Annotated in this window: 16 protein-coding genes and 1 pseudogene; 7 read left to right on the top strand and 10 right to left on the bottom strand. The window is 72.6% G+C overall.

The window, feature by feature from the left end; translation table 11 throughout:
* Positions 1-42 precede the first annotated feature (42 nt).
* Positions 43-600, top strand: coding sequence for a TetR/AcrR family transcriptional regulator (locus KLP28_02995; protein ID QWC85741.1), 558 nt, complete (start codon positions 43-45; stop codon positions 598-600).
* On the top strand, positions 597-2,081 hold the full coding sequence (locus KLP28_02990) for an MFS transporter (GenBank protein ID QWC85740.1): 1,485 nt from the start codon (positions 597-599) through the stop codon (positions 2,079-2,081). Before KLP28_02995 ends, KLP28_02990 begins: the two co-directional genes overlap by 4 nt.
* A 34-nt stretch (positions 2,082-2,115) precedes the next feature.
* Here KLP28_02990 and KLP28_02985 read toward each other — a convergent pair whose 3' ends face one another.
* The 7 genes and pseudogenes from KLP28_02985 to KLP28_02955 all read right to left on the bottom strand — a co-directional run bounded on the left by KLP28_02985 (position 2,116) and on the right by KLP28_02955 (position 9,259).
* Positions 2,116-3,081, bottom strand: a complete 966-nt coding sequence (locus KLP28_02985) for a hypothetical protein (protein QWC85739.1) — start codon at positions 3,079-3,081, stop codon at positions 2,116-2,118.
* Positions 3,078-4,319: a cupin domain-containing protein gene (locus KLP28_02980; GenBank protein ID QWC85738.1), complete on the bottom strand. Its 1,242-nt coding sequence runs from the start codon at positions 4,317-4,319 to the stop codon at positions 3,078-3,080. The genes KLP28_02985 and KLP28_02980 overlap by 4 nt, the downstream gene beginning before the upstream one ends.
* Positions 4,320-4,431: 112 nt before the next feature.
* Positions 4,432-4,608, bottom strand: a pseudogene (locus KLP28_02975) (BatC protein).
* Between the two features lie 271 nt (positions 4,609-4,879).
* Positions 4,880-6,151 (bottom strand): hypothetical protein, encoded by a 1,272-nt coding sequence (locus KLP28_02970; GenBank protein QWC85737.1) that lies wholly within the window; start codon positions 6,149-6,151, stop codon positions 4,880-4,882.
* A 23-nt stretch (positions 6,152-6,174) separates the two neighbouring features.
* A complete protein-coding gene (locus KLP28_02965) occupies positions 6,175-7,110 on the bottom strand; it encodes a metal ABC transporter substrate-binding protein (GenBank protein ID QWC85736.1) in 936 nt (311 codons plus the stop codon).
* Positions 7,107-8,414: an ABC transporter gene (locus KLP28_02960; protein QWC85735.1), complete on the bottom strand. Its 1,308-nt coding sequence runs from the start codon at positions 8,412-8,414 to the stop codon at positions 7,107-7,109. Before KLP28_02960 ends, KLP28_02965 begins: the two co-directional genes overlap by 4 nt.
* Complete coding sequence (locus KLP28_02955) at positions 8,411-9,259, bottom strand: metal ABC transporter permease (protein ID QWC85734.1); 849 nt, start codon at positions 9,257-9,259, stop codon at positions 8,411-8,413. Before KLP28_02955 ends, KLP28_02960 begins: the two co-directional genes overlap by 4 nt.
* Before the next feature lie 54 nt (positions 9,260-9,313).
* Between KLP28_02955 and KLP28_02950 the strand changes: the two genes are divergently transcribed.
* Together KLP28_02950 and KLP28_02945 are read left to right on the top strand one after the other, a co-directional pair.
* Entirely contained in the window at positions 9,314-9,973 is a 660-nt protein-coding gene (locus KLP28_02950; protein QWC85733.1) for an ATP-binding cassette domain-containing protein, read from the top strand.
* 45 nt (positions 9,974-10,018) lie between these two features.
* Positions 10,019-11,842 (top strand): ABC transporter ATP-binding protein/permease, encoded by a 1,824-nt coding sequence (locus KLP28_02945; protein QWC86764.1) that lies wholly within the window; start codon positions 10,019-10,021, stop codon positions 11,840-11,842.
* On the opposite strand, the gene KLP28_02940 is transcribed toward KLP28_02945, so the two are convergent.
* Positions 11,839-12,726, bottom strand: a complete 888-nt coding sequence (locus tag KLP28_02940; protein ID QWC85732.1) for an SMP-30/gluconolactonase/LRE family protein — start codon at positions 12,724-12,726, stop codon at positions 11,839-11,841. The two genes, KLP28_02945 and KLP28_02940, sit on opposite strands and share 4 nt — an antisense overlap.
* 72 nt (positions 12,727-12,798) lie before the next feature.
* Here KLP28_02940 and KLP28_02935 point away from each other — a divergent pair, with 72 nt between their 5' ends.
* Both KLP28_02935 and KLP28_02930 read left to right on the top strand, forming a co-directional pair.
* Positions 12,799-13,035, top strand: a complete 237-nt coding sequence (locus tag KLP28_02935; protein ID QWC85731.1) for a hypothetical protein — start codon at positions 12,799-12,801, stop codon at positions 13,033-13,035.
* A gap of 367 nt (positions 13,036-13,402) precedes the next feature.
* Positions 13,403-14,575 carry a hypothetical protein gene (locus KLP28_02930; GenBank protein QWC85730.1) on the top strand — a complete coding sequence of 391 codons (1,173 nt, stop codon included), beginning with the start codon at positions 13,403-13,405 and terminating at the stop codon, positions 14,573-14,575.
* A 224-nt stretch (positions 14,576-14,799) separates the two neighbouring features.
* Here KLP28_02930 and KLP28_02925 read toward each other — a convergent pair whose 3' ends face one another.
* Complete coding sequence (locus tag KLP28_02925) at positions 14,800-16,173, bottom strand: IS1380 family transposase (protein QWC85729.1); 1,374 nt, start codon at positions 16,171-16,173, stop codon at positions 14,800-14,802.
* A gap of 655 nt (positions 16,174-16,828) precedes the next feature.
* Positions 16,829-17,119 (bottom strand): hypothetical protein, encoded by a 291-nt coding sequence (locus tag KLP28_02920; GenBank protein QWC85728.1) that lies wholly within the window; start codon positions 17,117-17,119, stop codon positions 16,829-16,831.
* Positions 17,120-17,285: 166 nt separating this feature from the next.
* On the opposite strand from KLP28_02920, the gene KLP28_02915 reads away from it, so the two are divergent.
* Positions 17,286-18,575, top strand: a complete 1,290-nt coding sequence (locus tag KLP28_02915) for an IS256 family transposase (GenBank protein ID QWC85727.1) — start codon at positions 17,286-17,288, stop codon at positions 18,573-18,575.
* Positions 18,576-18,687 lie beyond the last annotated feature (112 nt).

The following is an 18,687-nucleotide window of genomic DNA, read 5'->3' as shown; positions in this document are numbered from 1 at the left end:
GTCTCGTGTGAGACATTGGTGTCTCACACGAGAGGAGTCGCCATGTCGCACCGTGACGACGTGCTGTCGGCCTGCCTGCAGGCGCTCAACCGGGACGCGACAGCCTCGATGGCCGACCTGGCCTCTGCAGCGGGCATCAGTCGGGCCACCCTCCACCGGCACGTGGACTCCAGGGACGCCCTGCTCGTCGAGCTCGGCACCCGTTCGCTCGACCGGTGGGAGCAGCGACTCGACACCGTCGGCGTCGAGCAGGTCGCCGCGAGCGGCGACGCCGACACGGTGGTCGCGGCGCTGGAGTCCCTCGTGCTGGCGTACGTCGAGGACGCCGACGACTACGGCTTCGCCCTGACCGACCAGGTGATCCTGGCCAATGCCGACCTCGAGCGCCGCACCCAGCATCTCGCCGATCGTGAGACCGCTCTGTTCCGTGCTGCCCAGGCCGTGGGGGTGCTCCGCGCCGACCTGCCCGCGGCCTGGATGGGCCACGCCGTGTACGGCCTCCTGGTCGCCGTGCGCGAGGCGCGCCGCGTGGGCGACGTCGCCCCGCGCGGCGCCGGTGCCCTGGTGCTCGAGACCTTCCGCCGGGGGGTGGGGGCATGACCAGCCTGCAGCCGGGTCGTCCAGCGGTCGAGGCCGCGGACCCGCGCCGCTGGTGGGCGCTGGCCGTGCTCGCGAGCAGCCTGCTCGTGGTCGTGATGGACATGACGATCCTCAACGTCGCGCTGCCCGCGATGGTGGCCGACCTCCGGCTCGACGCCGTCGCGCAGCTCTGGGTCGTCGACGTCTACGCCCTGACCCTCGCTGCGTTCCTGGTGCCGGTGACGGCACTCGGCGACCGATGGGGACGCCGGCGCATGCTCGTGGCCGGGTACACGGCCTTCGCCGTCGGCTCCCTGGGCATCCTGCTCGCCGACTCCGCTGCTGCCGTCGTCGCCGTGCGTGCCGTGCTGGGCATCGGCGGCGCGATGATCATGCCGTCGACGCTCTCGCTGATCCGGTCGACCTTCGCCGACCCCCGGGAGCGGACGCTCGCCCTGAGCATCTGGGGCGCCACGGCGGCGCTCGGCGCCGCCGTCGGGCCCGTCGTCGGAGGCGCGCTGCTCGCCGCCTTCAGCTGGCACGCGGCGTTCCTGCTGAACGTGCCGCTGATGGTCGTCGCCGCCCTGGGTGCGCTCTGGCTGCTCAGGGAGAACAGGTCGAGCCGTCCCGGGCGCCTGGACCCCGCCGGCATCGTGCTCTCGGCCGGTGGTCTCACGGCCACGGTCTACGCGATCAAGCTGCTCGGCAAGGAGGGTCCGACGCTGCCGGTGCTCACGGTCCTCGCCGTGGGCGCGGCCGCCCTCGCCGTGTTCGCCCGGCGCATGCTCACCTCGCAGCGGCCGATGCTCGACGTACGCCTGTTCGGGTCGCCCGTGCTCCGCGCGGGCGTCATCGCGGCGCTGGCGAGCTCGGCCGCCATGGTCGCGGTGCTCTTCGTGGGTAGCCAGTGGCTGCAGTTCGTGCAGGGCTGGACGCCGCTGCAGGCGGGTCTGGCGCTGCTGCCGTTGGCGGTCGGCGCCCTGGTCGCCTCACCCTTCGCCCCCGCGCTGGCGGCGCGCACGAGCCCACGGCTGGTGCTCACCGGCGGTGTCGTGGTGCTCGCGGTCGGGCTCACCCTGCTCGCGGTCGTGCCCGCGGTGTACGTCTGGGTGGCCGCGGCCTTCGCCGTCATCGGTCTCGGCACGTCGGCGCTCGGCCTCGGCTCGGCGCTGATCATGGGTGCCGCCGACGACGCCCGGGCCGGCACCGCGGCGGCGATGGAGGAGATCACCTACGAGCTCGGCGCGGTGCTGGGCATCACCGTGCTGGGCAGCGTGCTCGGCGTGGTCTACCGGGCGTCGCTGCCCGAGGCCACCGACGCCGCCGTGCGCGAGTCCGTCGCGGGTGCGATCGGCACCCCCGGCTTCGACGCGGCCTCCGACGCGTTCGTGAGCGGCTTCGCTGCCGTGGGGCTCGCGGGGGCGGTGCTGACCGCGGCGGCGGCGTACGCGGTCTGGAGGCTCGTGCCCGCCGACCTGACGATCGACGACGTGCAGCACTGAGCGAGCTCGCTGCCCAGCGGTCGGACCAGCCGGATCAGCCGGGGCCGCACGCGGCCCGTGCCACCACCGTGCCAGGGATCGTCGTGCGTGCCGTCGCCCGCGCGGGGCCGCGGCAGGTCAAGCGGGCCGGCTCGCTCGTGCCCACCACCACCTCGACCTCCACCTCGAGGTGGTCCGCCTCGAGGAGCACGACCGCCGTGCCGGGCACGCGCTGGGACACCTCCCGCACGCTGAGTGCATCGCGTCGGGGCAGGTCGAGCTGCTCGTGGGCGGCGACCAGCGCGGTCTGCACGACGGGCGGCAGTCCCATGCGCCCGCGCAGCCACCGGGTGGCCACCTCGCCGCGTTCGACCGCGGAGACGAGCGCGGGGGAGTCCTCGGGGCGTACGCGGCCGTAGGTCTCGCCCTGCGGCACGACCAGCACGTTCGCGGCGAAGCGGTCGCCCCCGATGTGCGTGGTCTCCCAGACCTGGCCGGGGCGCACCCTGTGCAGGGCCTCGGCCAACGGGCGGCCCCGGATGGCGCAGCAGGCGTCGTGCCGGCCGTGCGTGCAGACGAGGTAGAGGGGCTGGTCGAGGTCTCGCACGTCGTGCCCGGCGGGCACCAGACGTTCCCGGGCGAGGGCCGGATCGGGATCCGCGGCGGCACGCTGGGAGTCCCGCAACGCGCTCAGCGACGGCACGGTCCAGGACCGCACCCGGCCCGTCACGGTGTCGACGACCGCCACGAAGTGGTCGCGGTCCCCGTCGTCCGCGTGACGTCGCGGGCGGCGTACGCCCTGCAGACGCAACCCGGCCGCCGCCGCGAGGTGGTCGATGTCGTCGGCCACCTGCGGGTCCGCCCGGCTCTCCACCAGACCCCGAGGCCCCCAGGGCCCGGGCTGCTCGACCAGCAGCAGACGAGCGTGGGAGAGCGCCGTGCCCGCGAGCGGCTCCTCGCGCAGCTCGGCGACGACCGAGCACCGGTCGGCCGCCTCGCGGGGCACGGGACGCGCGCTCACGCGTGCCCCGCCGGCACGACGAGCCCCTCGCGGAGAAGACGGGCGACGAGCACGCGTGCGTCGGCCTCGTCGAGGCCGGGCACCGAGGCGGGGGTGAGCACGTCGCCGCCGAGCAGGTGGCGGACGCCGTCCTCCACGGCGCCGGGCACACGGAGCGTACGACCTAACGCGCGCACGGCAAGACGTCCGTCGCTCTCGGCAGCCGCGGTCCACCGCAGCCCGGCCCGCACCCTCACCCGGGTGCCCGCCTCGACCGAGGTGCCCGCGCGCAGCTGGGCGAGGGGGCTGATCGGCTCGGGGCGTACGCGGGACGCCACGTGGCGGGCCAGGGCGTCCGCGACCGCGGAGACCTCGAGCCGGTCGACGGCGGCGTGCAGGGCCTCGCGCGTCGCGGCGAGGTCGTCGGCGACCGCAGCGGGGTCGCCGAGGTCCACCCCGGCGGGCAGGGACCGCCGCAGCTCGCGATCCTCGCCGAGCAGGTCGAGCACCTGCGAGGCCACCGTGGCGCGCGTGACGGCCTGCACGCCCACGGTCAGGTGCGCCGACACCTCGCCCAGGGCGGTGGCGGCGTGCAGGTAGCCGCGCGGCAGGTACAGCGCGTCACCCGGCTCCAGCGTCACGTCGAGGAGCGGCTCCTCGGCCGCGCGAGCAGCGACCTCGTCGGCGCGTGCGTCCCACGGCTGGTCGCGGAGCGGGTCCACCAGCACGGGCTCGTGCACGCGCCAGCTCTTGCGCCCCGCGAGCTGCAGCACGAAGACGTCGTGCACGTCGTAGTGCGGCGCGAAGCCCGTGCTCTGCGCCGGCGTGACGTACGCGTTCACCTGCGTCGGGTGCCCCAGCGCCCGGGCGAGTCCGCCCGCGAGGTCGACCACCGGCGGCCACACCCGGTGCAGCCCCTGGAGCACCAGCGTCGCGCCGGACCCGATCTCCGCGAGCACCTTGTCGTCGGCCAGCTGGTCGGCGATCTCGGCGCCCGCTCCGCCACCGCCGGTGAAGCGGGTGGTGGCGAGGACCTGTCCGTCCTTGGCCATACGGGCAAAGGGGGTCCGCAGGCCGCGCATGGAGACGAGCTCGTCGACCGCGTCGAGGTCGAGCAGGTCGGCGAAGCCGACGCCCGGCAGCTCGTGCGCCCGCCGTAGCAGGGGACGCCGCGACCAGGTGGTCGAGGCGAACTCGGCTGTGCTCATGCCGGAGACCCGGAGCAGCGGGTCGACGGGATCACGGGGCGTGCTGGTCATCGTCCTCCTCTGCGGCGCTCGCCCGTCGGTGACGGGGTGGTGCGGGCAACGGAAGGACGGGGCGGCGGACCCGAGTCCGCCGCCCCGTCCGGGCGTGTCGGCGTCAGGCCTTGTCGGCGCCACCGTCCGCGCCACCGTCCTGGACGCCCGGGGTGCCCGAGGCGCCACCGTCGGCGGGACCCTCGGCGCCACCGTCGGCGCCACCGTCCTGGACGCCCGGGGTGCCCGAGGCGCCGCCGTCGGCGGGACCCTCGGCGCCGCCATCGGCGCCACCGTCCTGGACGCCCGGGGTGCCCGAGGCGCCGCCGTCGGCGGGACCCTCGGCCCCGCCGTCGTTGCCGGTCGTCATGTCGTCGTCGTCGAGCATGTCGCTCCTCTGCTGGTCGAGTCTGCTGGTGTGGACGGCGGAGTGCTCCGCCGCCCGGTCGTGCGCTGGCAGGTGAGGGAACCCTAAGTTCCCCTCGTCCTCACGTTGCCCAGCCTCGGGACGAGCCATGCCCGCCCCGCCCGGTCGAGGACGACCAGGGGGACGGGCACGGTCCGGTTGGGGCGGGGCGGCGTCAGCCCAGGTTGACCGCCAGCTCGTTCGGTGCCGCGTCGAGCGTCACCGAGGCGGTGACCTCGCCGGTGGTCAGGTCCACGGCGTGCACCTGGTTGCGGGCGGGGTCACCGACGTACGCCGTGTCGTCGTGCACCGTGAGGCCAGGGTGCGGCACCTGCCAGTCGTCGGGGCCCTCCCAGGCCTCGATGACCGGCCAGGACTCACCGAGCTCGCCGGTGGCGGGGTCCATCACGTGGATGCTGCCGTCGGTGCCGAGCACGAACGCCTGGTCCGCGGGGCCGCGCACCACGCCCCGCCAGGTGTAGGCGACGCCGTCGGGCAGCTCGGCGGTGGAGAAGCTGCCGGACTCGGTGTCGATGAGCGCGACCTCGGTGAGCTCGTAGCCCTCGTAGTCCGGGTCGGCCTGGTAGTCGCCCACGACCAGCGGGCTGGACTCCGAGACGTACGCGTTGCCCATGCGGCCGTACTCGTCCTCGGCCTGCAGCTTCTCGAAGGACCCGTCGCGGTAGAGCAGCGCGCCGTCCTCGCAGCCGAAGACGACCGCCTCGCCCGCGGCGGTGCCCTCACCGTGGACGCCGGGGCACTTCTCGTTGCGAGCGATCTCGCTCCACGAGCCGTCCTGCTCGGCCAGGGCCATGGCACCGGAGCGACTGTCCTCGTCACCGAGGGTGGTCAGCAGGGTGCCGTCCTCCAGGACGATGGACACGCCGTGGTGGGCCTCATCGGCCTGGTAGGTGGCTGCGCCGGCGTCCTGGGCGTCCTCCGGGTCACCGTCGCCCTCCAGGAGGGCATCGGTGTCGAGGATGGTCGTCTCGCCCGTACCGTCCGCGAAGAGCACCGTCCGGTTGGCGTGGCGGACGACGTGGCCCGCCGCGTCGGCCGCGAAGACGGTCTCGGTCAGGGCCGGCTCGACGGTGTCGACGACCTGGAACCCCTGGCTCGTGGTCAGCAGCAGGTGCCGGCCGTCGCCGAAGGCGTTGAGGCGGGTGAACTCCTCGGTGTCGTAGGTCTCGAGCACCTCGAGGGTCTCGCCGTCGAGGATGGCGCCGCCGTCCTCGTAGGTGACCGCGACGCGGGACGGCGTGGCCTCGGTGGCGGAGCTGGTGGTCTCCTCGGCGGACTCCGAACCGGTGCCGGTCTCGTCGGACTGACCGGCGGTCGAGCCGCCTCCGCAGGCGGCCAGCGTCATGCCGAGCGCTGCGCTGACGGCGGCGGCGGCCAGCCCGTGCCGGCGGTGTCGGCTCCGGCGACGTACGGGGGAAGGGGACATGTGCTTCCTTTCGGGTCGGGGCCTCACGGGGCGAGGCCCTGGGTGATGCGTCGGGTGTCGACGCGCTGCATCTGCAGATAGGTGGGGGCGTCGCCGTCGGCGGCGGTCAGCGACTCGGTGAACAGGGGCACGACGTCGACGTCGACGCCCGCCTCGTCCGCGAGCACCTGCACGAGGCGGTCCGGGGAGGAGGACTCGGCGAAGATCGTGGGTACGCCGGCCTCGCGCACCGCCGAGGCGAGACCGTCGAGGTCCGACGCGCTCGGGGAGGCCAGGGTGGTGCCACCGGGGATCACCGCACCGACGACGCTGAAGTCGAACCGCTCGGCGAGGTAGCCGAACACGTGGTGGTTCGTCACGAGGTCACGTCCCTCGTCGGGGATGGACGCGAACGACGTCGTCATCGCCGTGTCGAGGTCCTCGAGCCGTTCCCGGTAGTCGGCGACGGACCGGTCGACGAGGGCGGGGTCGACACCGGGCATCCCGGCGAGCTCGGGAGCGAGGGCGTCGACGACGTCGAGCATGCGCGCCGGGTCCGTCCAGAAGTGCGGGTCGGGCGAGCCCGCGTCGGCGCCGGGTGTCTCGGAGACCTCCGGCCCGTACGCCAGCACGTCGACGTGGTCGCCCGCGACGAACTGCTCCGTACCGGACTCCGCGGCCCGGTCGAGGTTCTGCTGGAGCCCCTCCTCGAGGCCGAGGCCGTTGGAGACCACGAGGTCGGCCTCGGCCATGAGCGCGGCCTCCTGCGCCGAGATCTCGAAGGAGTGCGGGTCGGCGTTCGGGCGCATCAGCACCGTCACGTCCGCGGCGTCGCCGACCAGCTCGCCGACGACGTCGCCGAGGATGTTGGTGGTCACCACGATCTGCGGGTGGTCCGACGTGGGTCCGCCGGCACCGCAGCCGGTGGCGAGCAGCACGAGGGCCGCGGCGAGCACCGCGACGGGCCGGTGGGCGATCATCGTCCGGTCTCCACGACGAAGGCGGGGGAGGTCGGCGTACGCAGCTCACGGGCCACCCGTGCGCCGTCGGCGTAGTCGATCTCCAGCACGAGCCCGCGGCCCGGTGCGTTCAGGTAGGCGCGCTCGCGGTCGACGGTGAGCTGGACCTCTCCGTCACCTCTGCCGCCATCGTCGACCCCGCCTCCCAGCAGCGGTGGGCTCTGACCGACGCGTTCGCCGTCCTCGGCGGAGTACACCCGGACGCGGCCGTCGCGGCCCAGCGCCACGACGTGGCCGTCCTCGTCGTCGGAGGCGACGACCTGGCGCATGGGCTCCTCGACCCGCCGCAGCGCCCACGTGCCCTCGCGGGTGTCGAGCAGCCAGAACGCCCGGGGGCCCGCCAGGGCTGAGACGGTGGGTCGCCCCTTGCGGCCGGTGAACTCGCGGGCGGGCGGGGCGTCCGCCCGCTCGGGGTACGGGATCCGCTCGACGTCCGGGCCGTCCTCGTCCCCGTCGCCGCCCGTCCACAGCAGGGCGCCGTCGGCGCAGCCGACCACCAGGCCGACGACGGTGATGATGGTGCCGGCGGCGTCGCGGCACCGCGTACGGCTGCCCGGCACGGGGTCGCCGTCGGCGTCGAGCCGGCGGACAGCCGCCACGTCCCCGTCCGGGTCGGGGATGCTGACGACGGCTCCGTCGCCGAGTGGCGCCAGCAGTCCGTCGTGCGGGGTCGTGCGGACGCGGAAGCGCTCCTCGATGCGTCCGGCGGCCAGGGCACCGTGGTCGAGCAGCACGGCCTCGCCGGTCCGCCGGAAGAACACCCCCGTGGCCCCTGCGGTCGACAGGGCGGTGTACTCCAGCGTCACGGGACCCTCGCCGGGCAGCGTGCCGACCAGGCGGGGCTGGGCGTCGTAGTAGTGGGAGTGGTCGCCGTGCGACCACGTCCAGGTGCCCGAGTCGAGCACGGTGAGGCCGCCGGGCACGGTGACGAACGCAAAGCGGCCCTCGCTGGAGATGCTGCGCGGCGCCTCGACCGCCTCGAGCCGTCGGGTCTCCTCGGTCAGCAGGTCGAGCAGTCCCACGGACCCGCTCGCGTCGACGCTGAGCAGCTGCAGCTGGGGCTCGGCCACCTCGCGGGCGCCCGCGACGGCGCCGTGGTCCTCGCCCGTCGCGTCCTCGGAGGTCTCCCCGGACGGCTGGGGGGAAGGCGCGGGGGCGGGCGCGGAGGTCGCTCCCGCGGCCGGGGTGCCGGCACCGGGTTCCGAGCACGCCGAGGTGAGGAGGAGGGCTGCGCCGAGGAGCAGGGGGGCGGGGCGGGGGATCACGAGGTCCTCTCGGGAGTGGATGTAGACGTGAGCCGTGCGGCGAGGGCGGAGACCGCAGCGGTCGTGACGGCGGCGTACGCGATCGTCGGTCCCGCCGCGGTGCCGCCGTGCCAGGAGACGAGGAGCCCCACCAGGACGCTCACGGCCCCGAGCGCCGAGGCCAGCGCCATCGTGGTGGGGATGCGGTGCGTCCACTGCCCTGCGGCCACGGCCGGCGCCAGGAGCAGGCCGAGCACCAGCAGCGTGCCGACCGCCTGGTAGGAGGCGACCACGGCGAGCGTGACGAGACCGACGAGTACGGCCTGCGCGAGTCCGGGCCGCAGGCCCAAGGTCGTCGCGACGCGTGCGTCGAAGGCCGCGGCGACGAACGCGCGGTGGAAGACGGTCGTCGCCACGAGCGTGACGACGAGCGCCACGGCCAGCGTCAGCAGGTCACGGCCGCGGACGGCGAGCACGTCGCCGAAGAGCAGGCTGGTGGCGTCGGTGGCGAAGCTCCCCGAACGCGAGACGATGATGACGCCGAGGGACAGCATCGCGACGAAGAGCAGGCCGATGGCGGTGTCGTAGGACAGTCGTCCGCGGCGCGACAGTGCGCCGATCGTGGCGCTCATCAGCACGGCGCTGAGCGCTCCGCCGAGCAGCACGGGAGCGCCGAGGAGGGTCGCGGTGGCGACGCCGGGGAGCATCCCGTGACCGACGGCCTCACCGAGGAAGGCCATCCCGCGGATGACCACCCAGGTGCCGACGACGCCGCAGATGACTGCGACGATCGTCCCGCCCGCGAGGGCGCGCTGCATGAACCCGATGCTCAGCGGGTCCAGCAGCAGGTGGGACAGCCAGGCCATGCCGCTGACGCTAGATGAGATTGATAATCATTCGCAAACTGGCATGATGTCGCCGTGTCCTTCTCCTCCACGCGGCTCCGCGGCCGCGGCCTCTGTTTCGCGCACGGCCATCACGAGGTCCTCCACGGCGTCGACGTGGACGTCGCACCCGGGGCGGTCACGGTGGTGTGCGGTCCCAACGGCGCCGGCAAATCGACGCTCGTCGAGCTCCTCGCCGGGGTGCGTACGCCCCGTGCCGGTCGGGTCGAGCGCGACGGCTCTCTCGCGCTGGTCGTGCAACGACCCACGGTGCCCGACGCGCTCCCGGTGACCGTGCGCGACGTCGTCGCGATGGGCACCTGGTCGCGCTCGACCCGCACGACGCGAGGGCGCCGTAGCGCGCACCGTGCCGCGGACGACGTGCGCCGCACGATCGACCTGGTCGGCCTCGCCGACCTGGCGGACCGCCCCCTCGCCGCCCTGTCGGGCGGCCAGCGTCAGCGTGCGCTGCTGGGTCAGGGGCTGGTGCAGGACGTGGACACACTGCTCCTCGACGAGCCCGCGGCGGGGCTCGACGCCGACAGTCGCGCCACGGTGCGCCGGCTGCTCGCCGAGACGGCCCGCGAACGGGGCACCGCCGTGCTCTGCGTCAGCCACGACGAGCAGAGCATCGCGGCGGCCGACCACGTGGTGCGGATCGTCGACGGGCGGGTGCGCGCGCCCCGGCCGCTCTGACTTAGGCTCGCCTTACCCGCGTCGCGCCTCCTCCGTCCCCGAGGCCTGCCGACGCACCGCCGAGACCGAGGAGCGAGCGTGCCCGACGCGGCCGACCGTCCGTTGCGCGCGCTCTGGGAGCGCCACCGCCGCTACCGTCGACGCTTCGTCGGCGCCGTGACCGCCTCGACCGTCAACAAGGTCGCCGACGTGGTGCCCGAGCTGCTCATCGGCGCGGCCGTCGACGTGGTGGTGCGCGGCGACGACTCCTTCGTCGGCGCGATCCTCGGGGTGGACTCCCGCTTCGCCCAGCTCGCGTGGCTCGCGGTCATCAATGTGGTCGTCTGGATCGTGGAGTCGATCTCGGAGTACGTCGCCGACGTGCTGTGGCGCGGCCTCGCCCAGGGCGTCGAGCACGAGATGCGCGTGGAGGCGTACGACCACGCCCAGCACCTCGACATGGCCTGGCACGAGAGCCGCGGGGGAGGACAGACGCTGGCGACCCTCAACGACGACGTGAACCAGCTCGAGCGGTTCCTCGACGTCGGGTTCCCGAGCATCCTGCAGACCGCGCTCAACGTGGTGCTCGTCGGCGTCGTCTTCGCGGTCGCGTCCTGGCAGCTGCTGCTCTTCGCGTTCCTGCCGATCCCCGTCATCGTGGTCGGGTCGCTGATCTTCCAGCGGCGGCTCGAGCCGCTGTACGACCGGGTGCGGGAGACGGTCGCCGACCTCTCCGAGGCCCTCTCGGCCAACATCGCCGGCGTCGAGACCATCAAGGCGTTCACCGCGGAACGCCGCGAGCGCGACCGCATCGCGAAGGCCTCGACGGCCTACCGCGAGGCCAACCTGGCCGCGATCCGGTCCTCGGCGGCGTTCGTGCCCCTGGTGAGGGTGGCGATCCTCGCCGGGTTCACCGCCACGCTGCTGCTGGGCGGCTTCGCGACGCTGCGGGGAGACCTCGAGGTCGGTCTCTACTCGGTGCTGGTGTTCATGACCCAGAGACTGCTGTGGCCGCTGACCGCGGTGGCCGAGGTGCTGGACCTCTACCAGCGCGGACGCGCCTCGACCGTACGCATCCTGTCGCTGCTCGCCGTGCCCGTCGCGGTCCCGGCGGGTGACCGTGCACTTCCGGCCCCGGTGCGCGGCCGGGTCGAGCTGCGGGGCGTCCGCGCGGGGTACGCGGACGGACCCGACGTGCTGCACGACCTCGACATCACGGTGCCGGCGGGGGAGACCCACGCGATCGTCGGGTCGACCGGGGCGGGCAAGTCCTCGGTGCTGCGGCTGGTGCTGCGGTTCGACGACCCGCGCGCCGGCACTGTGCTGCTCGACGGGGAGGACGTGCGCGACCTGCAGTGGGAGTCCCTGCGCGGGTCGATGGGCTACGTCGCGCAAGACGTCTTCGTCTTCGCCGGCACGATCGGCGAGAACATCGCGTACGGCCGCCCCGAGGCGACGCGCGAGGAGATCCGCGAGGCCGCGCGGGCCGCCGCGGCGCTGGACTTCATCGACGCGCTGCCCGACGACCTCGACGCCCGGGTCGGCGAGCGCGGCGTGACGCTCTCAGGCGGTCAGCGCCAGCGCCTGGCCCTGGCGCGGGCGCTGCTGCGCGACCCCGCCGTGCTGGTGCTCGACGAGGCCACGAGCGCGGTGGACAACGAGACCGAGGCGGCGATCCAGGAGTCGCTGCGCGACGCGGCGGCCACGCGGACGGCGATCGTCGTGGCGCACCGCCTCTCCACCGTGCGCCACGCGCACCGCATCTGGGTGCTCGACGCCGGCCGGGTCGCGGAGGCGGGCACGCACGAGGAGCTGCTGCAGCGCGACGGGGCGTACGCCGCCCTGTGGCGCGTGCAGACCGGCGACGCGCGATCCGAACGCGCCGGCTAGAGACCGGCCGCGGGCACCTCGACCGGGATCGCGAGGATCGAGGCCTCAGTGGCCTCGCGACGCGCGTGCTCGAAGAAGTCCGGCGCGCAGCAGGCGAAGAGCGTACGCCCGTCGTCGCCGCCGAGCGTGCAGGCGAAGACGCCGGTGCCGGGCTGGATCTCGGCCTGGACCTGCCCGTCGACGACCCGGACGAGGCGGCCGTTGACGGCGTCGGCGACCCACCAGCCGCCGGCGGCGTCCAGGGCGCCGCCGTCGGGCGCGAGCACCACCTGGGCGAGGGCCTTCTCGAACTCCCGCTCGGTGGGCGTCGGTGCGAACTCGGCCCAGACACGGTGGTTGCCGAGCGACCCGTCCGCGGCGACGTCGAAGGCGGAGACGCGGTTGCCGACCGTCTCGTTGACGAGAAGCGTGCTGCCGTCGTCGGTGAGGGCCATGCCGTTGGGGAACCAGAGGCCCTCGGCGACCACCGAGACCGAGCCGTCGGGGTCGACGCGTACGAGCGGCGCGAGCTCGATGGGTGCGCCGCCCATCAGGTCGAAGCCGAAGCAGCCGACGTACGCACGCCCCTCGGCGTCGACGACCATGTCGTTGGCGTGACCGCGTACGTGCCCGCTGAGGTCGGCGTGCTCGACGAGGGTGCCGTCGTCCTCGCGGCGCAGCACCAGCTGGTCCCGCATCGAGACGATCAGCAGGCGGCCGTCGGGCAGCCAGCCGAGGCCCGAGGGTTGGTTGTCCACGAGCGCCTCGACGCGGAAGTCGGAGCCGTCGGCGCGCACCGAGGAGACCCGACCGAGGTAGAAATCGGAGAACCACAGCCGACCCTGGTGCCAGCGGGGGCCCTCGGTGAAGGAGTGGTCGGTGACGACAGGCGTGATCTGTGGCATGGGTCACCGTCCAACGCTGTGGCCGTGGTGTCAAACGGGACCTCCCCGTCGGCGTCGCCGCATGATGGGCGTGTGAGAGATGCGTTGAGACCCGCCGCCGGCGACGTGCAGTGGCGCCGCCTCGAGCTGTTGCGGCTCGCATGGGGTGTGGCGATGCTGACCAGACCTGAGCCGGTGCGAAGCGCGGTCGAGACCGGTGGCGACCGCACCATGATCGTGGTGGGCCGCGCCCTCAGTGCGCGTCACCTCACCCAGGCGGTGCTCTCGGGCGCCCGCCCCACCCCCGAGGTGCTGGCCATCGGCGTCTGAACCGACGCGGTGCACGCGCTCTGCGCCGCCGGTCTGGCGGCGGCGTCGCCCAGTCGCACCGGCGCCGGCCTGGCCGACGCCGTGGGCGCGCTGGGGTGAGCTGCCTTCGGCTACCACGACCTGGTCAACCCGCGCTCGGTGGTGCCCAGCAACACACGGCGTCGCGACGCCATGGTTCGCTGGATCCTCGCGACGCTGCCCGGCGGCGGCGCACTGCGCCGTCGGGTGAGCACGAGCGGTCGCGTACGCCGGGGTGACCACCCGGCCGTACGGATGTCCGTGCTCGTCACCGGAGGCTTCGCCGGATCTCTCCAGGGGGAACGCCCGTTCCGCCACGCCGTCGCTGCGCCCGATTTATCCTCATCCCATGGCATCCGGGACGTGGCGCGCCCTGTCGGCCGCCGCGCTCGCAGCCGTCCTCACGGCCTGCTCGTCACTGCCGGGATTCGAGCCGTCGCAGCGTCCGACGAAGCACCTGGACGCGGCGCCGGTCGACGACGTGTCGGTGCCGGCGCGCGGCACCGCGTGGTTCGGGGCCTCGATCGACTGGGGCGAGGACTCCCTGGCTCGCTACTCGCGACGGCTCGGTCACCGACCGGCCATCGCCGTCGCCTTCGCGGGCTTCCCGATGACAGCCCAGGAGCGCGTGTGGACCGATCAGGCCGTCGACCAGGCACGCGAGGAAGGGAGCCGCATCCTCCTCACCCTGGAGCCGCACGACGGCTTGGCAGCGGTCACCGTGGCCCGGGCACGTTCCCTGGCCCGCCAACTGGCGGGCTACAACCGCAGCGGTGTCCCGGTCGTGGTCCGTTTCGCGCACGAGATGAACGGGTCCTGGTACCCGTGGGGACAGCAGCCGGAGACGTACGTCGCGGCCTTCCGTCGGGTCGCAGCGGCCATCCACACGCACGCGGCCGGGACAGCGGTCATGTGGGCTCCCAACTACGGCGGCGGCTACCCCTTCGCGGGCGGCGCCCATCAGGCCGATCCCGGATCCGGCGACGCGATGGCTCTCGACACCGACGGCGATGGCTCGGTCACCGAGGAGGACGACCCGTACGCGCCCTACTGGCCGGGACGCCGGTACGTCGACTGGGTCGGCATGTCCCTCTACCACTGGGGCGCGACCTACCCGTGGGGCGAGAACGAGGTGTCGGAGCAGGGCAAGTTCGTCGACATGCTGCGAGGCACCTATGACGGCACGGCCGGCGACGAGCTGGCGGTCCCGGACTTCTATCGCACCTACGGATCCGCCAAGCGGCTTCCCGTCGCCATCACCGAGACCGCAGCCCTGTACGTCCCGGGCGGAGACGGCGCCGACGAGCTGGAGATCAAGCAGAGCTGGTGGGAGCAGGTGCTGGCGCCCGGCAACGCCGCAGAGCTCCCGTGGCTCCGCATGGTCAACTGGTTCGAGTGGCGAAAGGTCGAGCCCGAGGTCGGTGGGGTCGTCGACTGGACCGCGACCAGCAGGGCGGATGTGCGGGCTGCCTTCACCTCGGCCCTGCCCGACTGGCTGCGCTACGGCCGGCCGCGAGGCTGAGCCTCGCTACACGACGAGAGCGGCCCCCGATCCCGCGTCTCCGCAGGTCAGGGGCCGTTCAACGACTACGACGCTCGCTCAGCCCGGATCCACCACCGTTGATTTGTGGTCGGTGATTCCGGTGGAGCCTTCGCGTCGCTTGGTCTCGGGGCGTGGCTGATCTGCCGGTCGGTGCCGGCTTTTCCACTTCGAGGTCCTCGGTCGCGCCGTCTCTGGCTGGGTGGTCAGGTCGTGACAAGGGCTGGTGGCCCGGACGCGGTCGACCACAACAGTTTCCAGCGCGATGCCCACGGCCAGTGGGTGGGAAGGTGCAGGACGAGGCGCCGGCCGGTGGTCGCGATCCGGCCGGGGATGTTGATGATCCGGGTGCGCAGGGTTGCCCAGCGGGCGGTGCGCATCGAGGCAGCGACCGCGGTAGCGCGGGCGATGTTGAACGCGATCACGGCATGGGAGACCCAGGCGGCGTTGGCCGCGTACTTCCCCGACGGCAGGTGCGCGAGCGGACCATCCTTGAGCTCGGCGATGACCTGCTCGACCAGCGCGTGGTCACGATGACGTTGATCAGCCTCGACGGTCGAAAGTGTGCTGTTGGTGATGAAGGCGTGGTGGCGGTAGGTCGCGAACAGCTCGCCCTGCTCGGTCCCGTCCGATGCCAGGGGCTGGAGTCGCTTGACCCGGCGCACGACCAGACGACACCGGACGTGCTCGCGCTTGCGGCGGCCGGTGAACGCCACGAAGGGAACTTCGGCGACCTCGGCGTCGCTGACCCAGCGTTGCTCGTCCTCGTCGTAGACCGCGTTGGGGTACTCGATCGGCTTCCAGGCACCTGCGTCGATGCTGGTGATCGCCGCGGTCACGCTCGGCGTCATCCGCGCGGTCACCGAGAACCACGTCTTGTGCCGCAGGGCGGTGCCGACGAACGCGTGCCCGTAGTAGGCGGAGTCCGCACGCGCCAGGATCCGACCGGTCACGCCAGCGGCGCGGGCGGTCGTGATCACCTGGGCCAACAACCTGCCGGCGCCCCTCGCGGAAGCGGTGTTGCCCTTGCGGAGCCGGGCGCGGGCGATGACTGGTGCTGCGGTCGGAGTCGAGATCGCCGCCAGCTGGACGTTGAGACCGCGCTGGCCGGTGTACCCGAACGCCGCTCCCTGCTTGGCGTAGCCGTGGACCTCGCGGACGGTGTCGTCGACATCAACGAACGCAATCCCGTCCGCGTCCGAACCGGCGAGCAGGCCGGGCACCCGGGTCGCGAGTCCGGCCAGCAGCCCGGCGTTGATCTTGTCGAGCTGCTGCACGTGCCCGTGGGTGAACGAGCGCAGGAACGTGCCCAGCGTCGACGGTGCCCGGACCCCGGCGAACAGTCGGCCCATCCCACCGTGGCGCAACAGGTCGAGGTCATCGATGGAATCCGCACCGGCGAGCATCCCGCCGACCACCGACGCGGTCTTCGCAGCAGCGTTCGGCGAGGCCACCGTCAGGTCGTCGAGAAGGTCGTAGAGCCCGGCCGACTCGGCCAGCCGCAGCGCCGGGACCAGACCGGCTGCCGACACCAGGTTCGGGTCATCGAACACAGGCCGGATCGTGTGAGAAGGTTTCACTTACGAGGTGCCCCTCTTGAGTGGTTCGGATCGGACGTCGCAATCCAGATCCTCCCTGCTCAGGAGGGCATTCTCGTTCTACGCCACGCTCACGCCACCACTCGACATCGGTGGATCAGGGCTCAGATGTCGTGCTCGGAGCTTCGCTCCTACGACGACATCATCGCTCGCGCCACGAACGAGCAAGCTCGCTCGGGCGCTCGCTCAGATGTCGTAGTTCTGACAATGGACCCGGTCTGACCTGCGCAAAGACTGCAACTCGCGCCGCTGGGGCCGCGCGTGGGCCGCACACCGTCCGCAAAGGGCGGAAGGTGTCGAGGTCAGGTCCAACCATTTCGAAGGTGCGATCCGAACGCTGGGCGGCATGGTGTTGGTCGCGGCGGAGCACCTGGAAGGTGTCAGCGCCATGACGCGAAGCTGGGGGACGACGGCAATTCGTCGGTCCGGTCGCACCTCACCGAGCTGGAGGACCTTCCGATGCCCGACGCGCGCCCTGTCGCCAACCCCGCCGCCAAGGGTGGCTCCCCGGCACGGTCCCCGCACTGCACCTGCGCGCACGAAACCCGGGGATGTCGTGGCAGAGGCCGTGGTGCGATCCAGCGCAGATGCGCGACCGCGCCACAGCACTCGCGGGCAGGCTCGAGTCGGCAGGGGATCAGTAGGTGGTTACGTGAACATGGTCGTAGTGGTTGGCCGTGACAGAGCCGCGGTCCTCCATGAATCGCCAGCCCTCTGAAGCCCGATCCACTGACCAGATCCGCTGCGCGTGGATCACATAGTTGACGCCGAGGTTGGAGAAGTTGGCCCGCACGAAGTCGGCGACTTCCTGTCCCCGGGACCCGCTGACGATGATGTCGACGGCAATACCTTGGGCGTGCTCGCCATCGCCGCGAAAGGTGCCGTACGTCGTGATCTCGGGAAAGTTGGCACACACGGCCTGGTGCACGGCCGCGATGTTGGGGCTGACCCCGCTCGGGAGCAATGATCAGAACCTGTGGATGGCTCTCGGCGGGGTGACGTGAAGCGGGCGCACCTCCCGAGCAAGATCGGAGCCGATGCTCAAGTTCGGATCAGGGTCGGCGTTGGCGCGCCGGCTCGGGAAGGTGCACCCAATGCTCAAGGTAGTTCACGACGCCGCGGCGTCCAATGAGGCGGCCGGTGGGTCGCTGCTTGATGAGATCGTCCGCGACGGCGCCCGGCAGATGCTCGCCGCGGCACTGCGGGCCGAGGTCGCTGCCTATGTCGAGGCGTTCGCCGACGAGGTCGACGAGCACGGCCGGTGTCTGGTGGTCCGTAACGGCCACCACAACGAACGACAGGTGACCACGGCAGCGGGTGCGATCACGGTCCGCGCGCCGAGGGTCAACGACAAGCGCACCGACGAGACCACCGGCGAGCGCAAGCGGTTCGCCTCGGCGATCCTGCCGGCGTGGGCCAGGAAGTCGCCGCGGGTCGCCGAGGTGTTGCCGCTGCTCTACCTGCACGGACTCTCCTCGGGCGACTTCGCCCCGGCGCTGACTCAGTTCCTCGGCTCGGCGCAGGGACTTTCGCCGGCCACGATCACGCGGCTGACGAAGGACTGGCAGGACGAGGCGGTCGCGTTCAACCGACGGTCGATGGGCGGCACCGACTACGTCTACGTGTGGGTCGACGGGGTCCACCTCAAGGTCCGCCTCGAGCAGGACAAGGTGTGCCTGCTGGTGATGATCGGTGTCCGTGCCGACGGTTCGAAGGAGCTGATCGCGCTCGATGACGGACACCGGGAGTCGACCGAGTCGTGGGCCGACCTGCTCCGCGACTGCAAGCGCCGCGGGATGCGGGCACCGGTCCTGGCGATCGGTGACGGAGCGCTGGGGTTCTGGGCCGCCGTGCGCACCGTGTTCCCCGAGACCCGCGAGCAGCGGTGCTGGTTCCACAAGATCGCCAACGTCCTCAACGCGCTCCCGAAATCCGCCCAGCCCGGCGCGAAGGCTGCTCTCACGGAGATCTGGAACGCCGAGGACAAGGATCACGCCACCGCCGCGGTGAAGGCGTTCGCCGCCGACTACGGGGTCAAGTGGCCCAAGGCGGTCGCGAAGATCACCGACGACCTCGACGTGCTGCTGGAGTTCTACGACTACCCGGCCGAGCACTGGGTTCATCTGCGGACCACGAACCCGATCGAGTCGACGTTCGCGACCGTGCGGCTGCGTCAGCGCGTCACCAAGGGCCCCGGCTCGCGCGCCGCGGGTATCGCGATGGCGTTCAAACTCATCGAGTCCGCACAAGCCCGGTGGCGTGCCGTCAACGCACCTCACCTCGTCGCGCTTGTCCGTGCCGGCGCGACGTTCAAGAACGGGGTCCTGGTCGAACGAGACGACGACCCGGCCGCCGAATCAGGAGGTGATCAACAAGTCGCGTGAACACGCCGTCCACAGGTCTTGACTATTGCTCACGACCGGCACCGGTGTCCCGCTTGTGGCTAGTGGCCACCGCGCTGATCCTTCGCTGTTGCTGACGGGGGTAGCCGCCGAG

It is taken from the genome of Nocardioidaceae bacterium, from assembly GCA_018672315.1.
GTDB lineage: Bacteria > Actinomycetota > Actinomycetes > Propionibacteriales > Nocardioidaceae > TYQ2.
This window is presented reverse-complemented; position numbering and strand designations above follow the sequence as displayed.

Bases quoted from the DNA above. Each gene is read 5' to 3' on its own strand.
- KLP28_02990 (QWC85740.1), top strand. From the start codon at position 597: ATGACCAGCCTGCAGCCGGGTCGTCCAGCGGTCGAGGCCGCGGACCCG.
- KLP28_02940 (QWC85732.1), bottom strand. From the start codon at position 12,726: ATGCCACAGATCACGCCTGTCGTCACCGACCACTCCTTCACCGAGGGC.
- KLP28_02980 (QWC85738.1), bottom strand. From the start codon at position 4,319: ATGACCAGCACGCCCCGTGATCCCGTCGACCCGCTGCTCCGGGTCTCC.
- KLP28_02995 (QWC85741.1), top strand. From the start codon at position 43: ATGTCGCACCGTGACGACGTGCTGTCGGCCTGCCTGCAGGCGCTCAAC.
- KLP28_02955 (QWC85734.1), bottom strand. From the start codon at position 9,259: ATGGCCTGGCTGTCCCACCTGCTGCTGGACCCGCTGAGCATCGGGTTC.
- KLP28_02915 (QWC85727.1), top strand. From the start codon at position 17,286: ATGCTCAAGGTAGTTCACGACGCCGCGGCGTCCAATGAGGCGGCCGGT.
- KLP28_02970 (QWC85737.1), bottom strand. From the start codon at position 6,151: ATGTCCCCTTCCCCCGTACGTCGCCGGAGCCGACACCGCCGGCACGGG.
- KLP28_02965 (QWC85736.1), bottom strand. From the start codon at position 7,110: ATGATCGCCCACCGGCCCGTCGCGGTGCTCGCCGCGGCCCTCGTGCTG.
- KLP28_02930 (QWC85730.1), top strand. From the start codon at position 13,403: ATGGCATCCGGGACGTGGCGCGCCCTGTCGGCCGCCGCGCTCGCAGCC.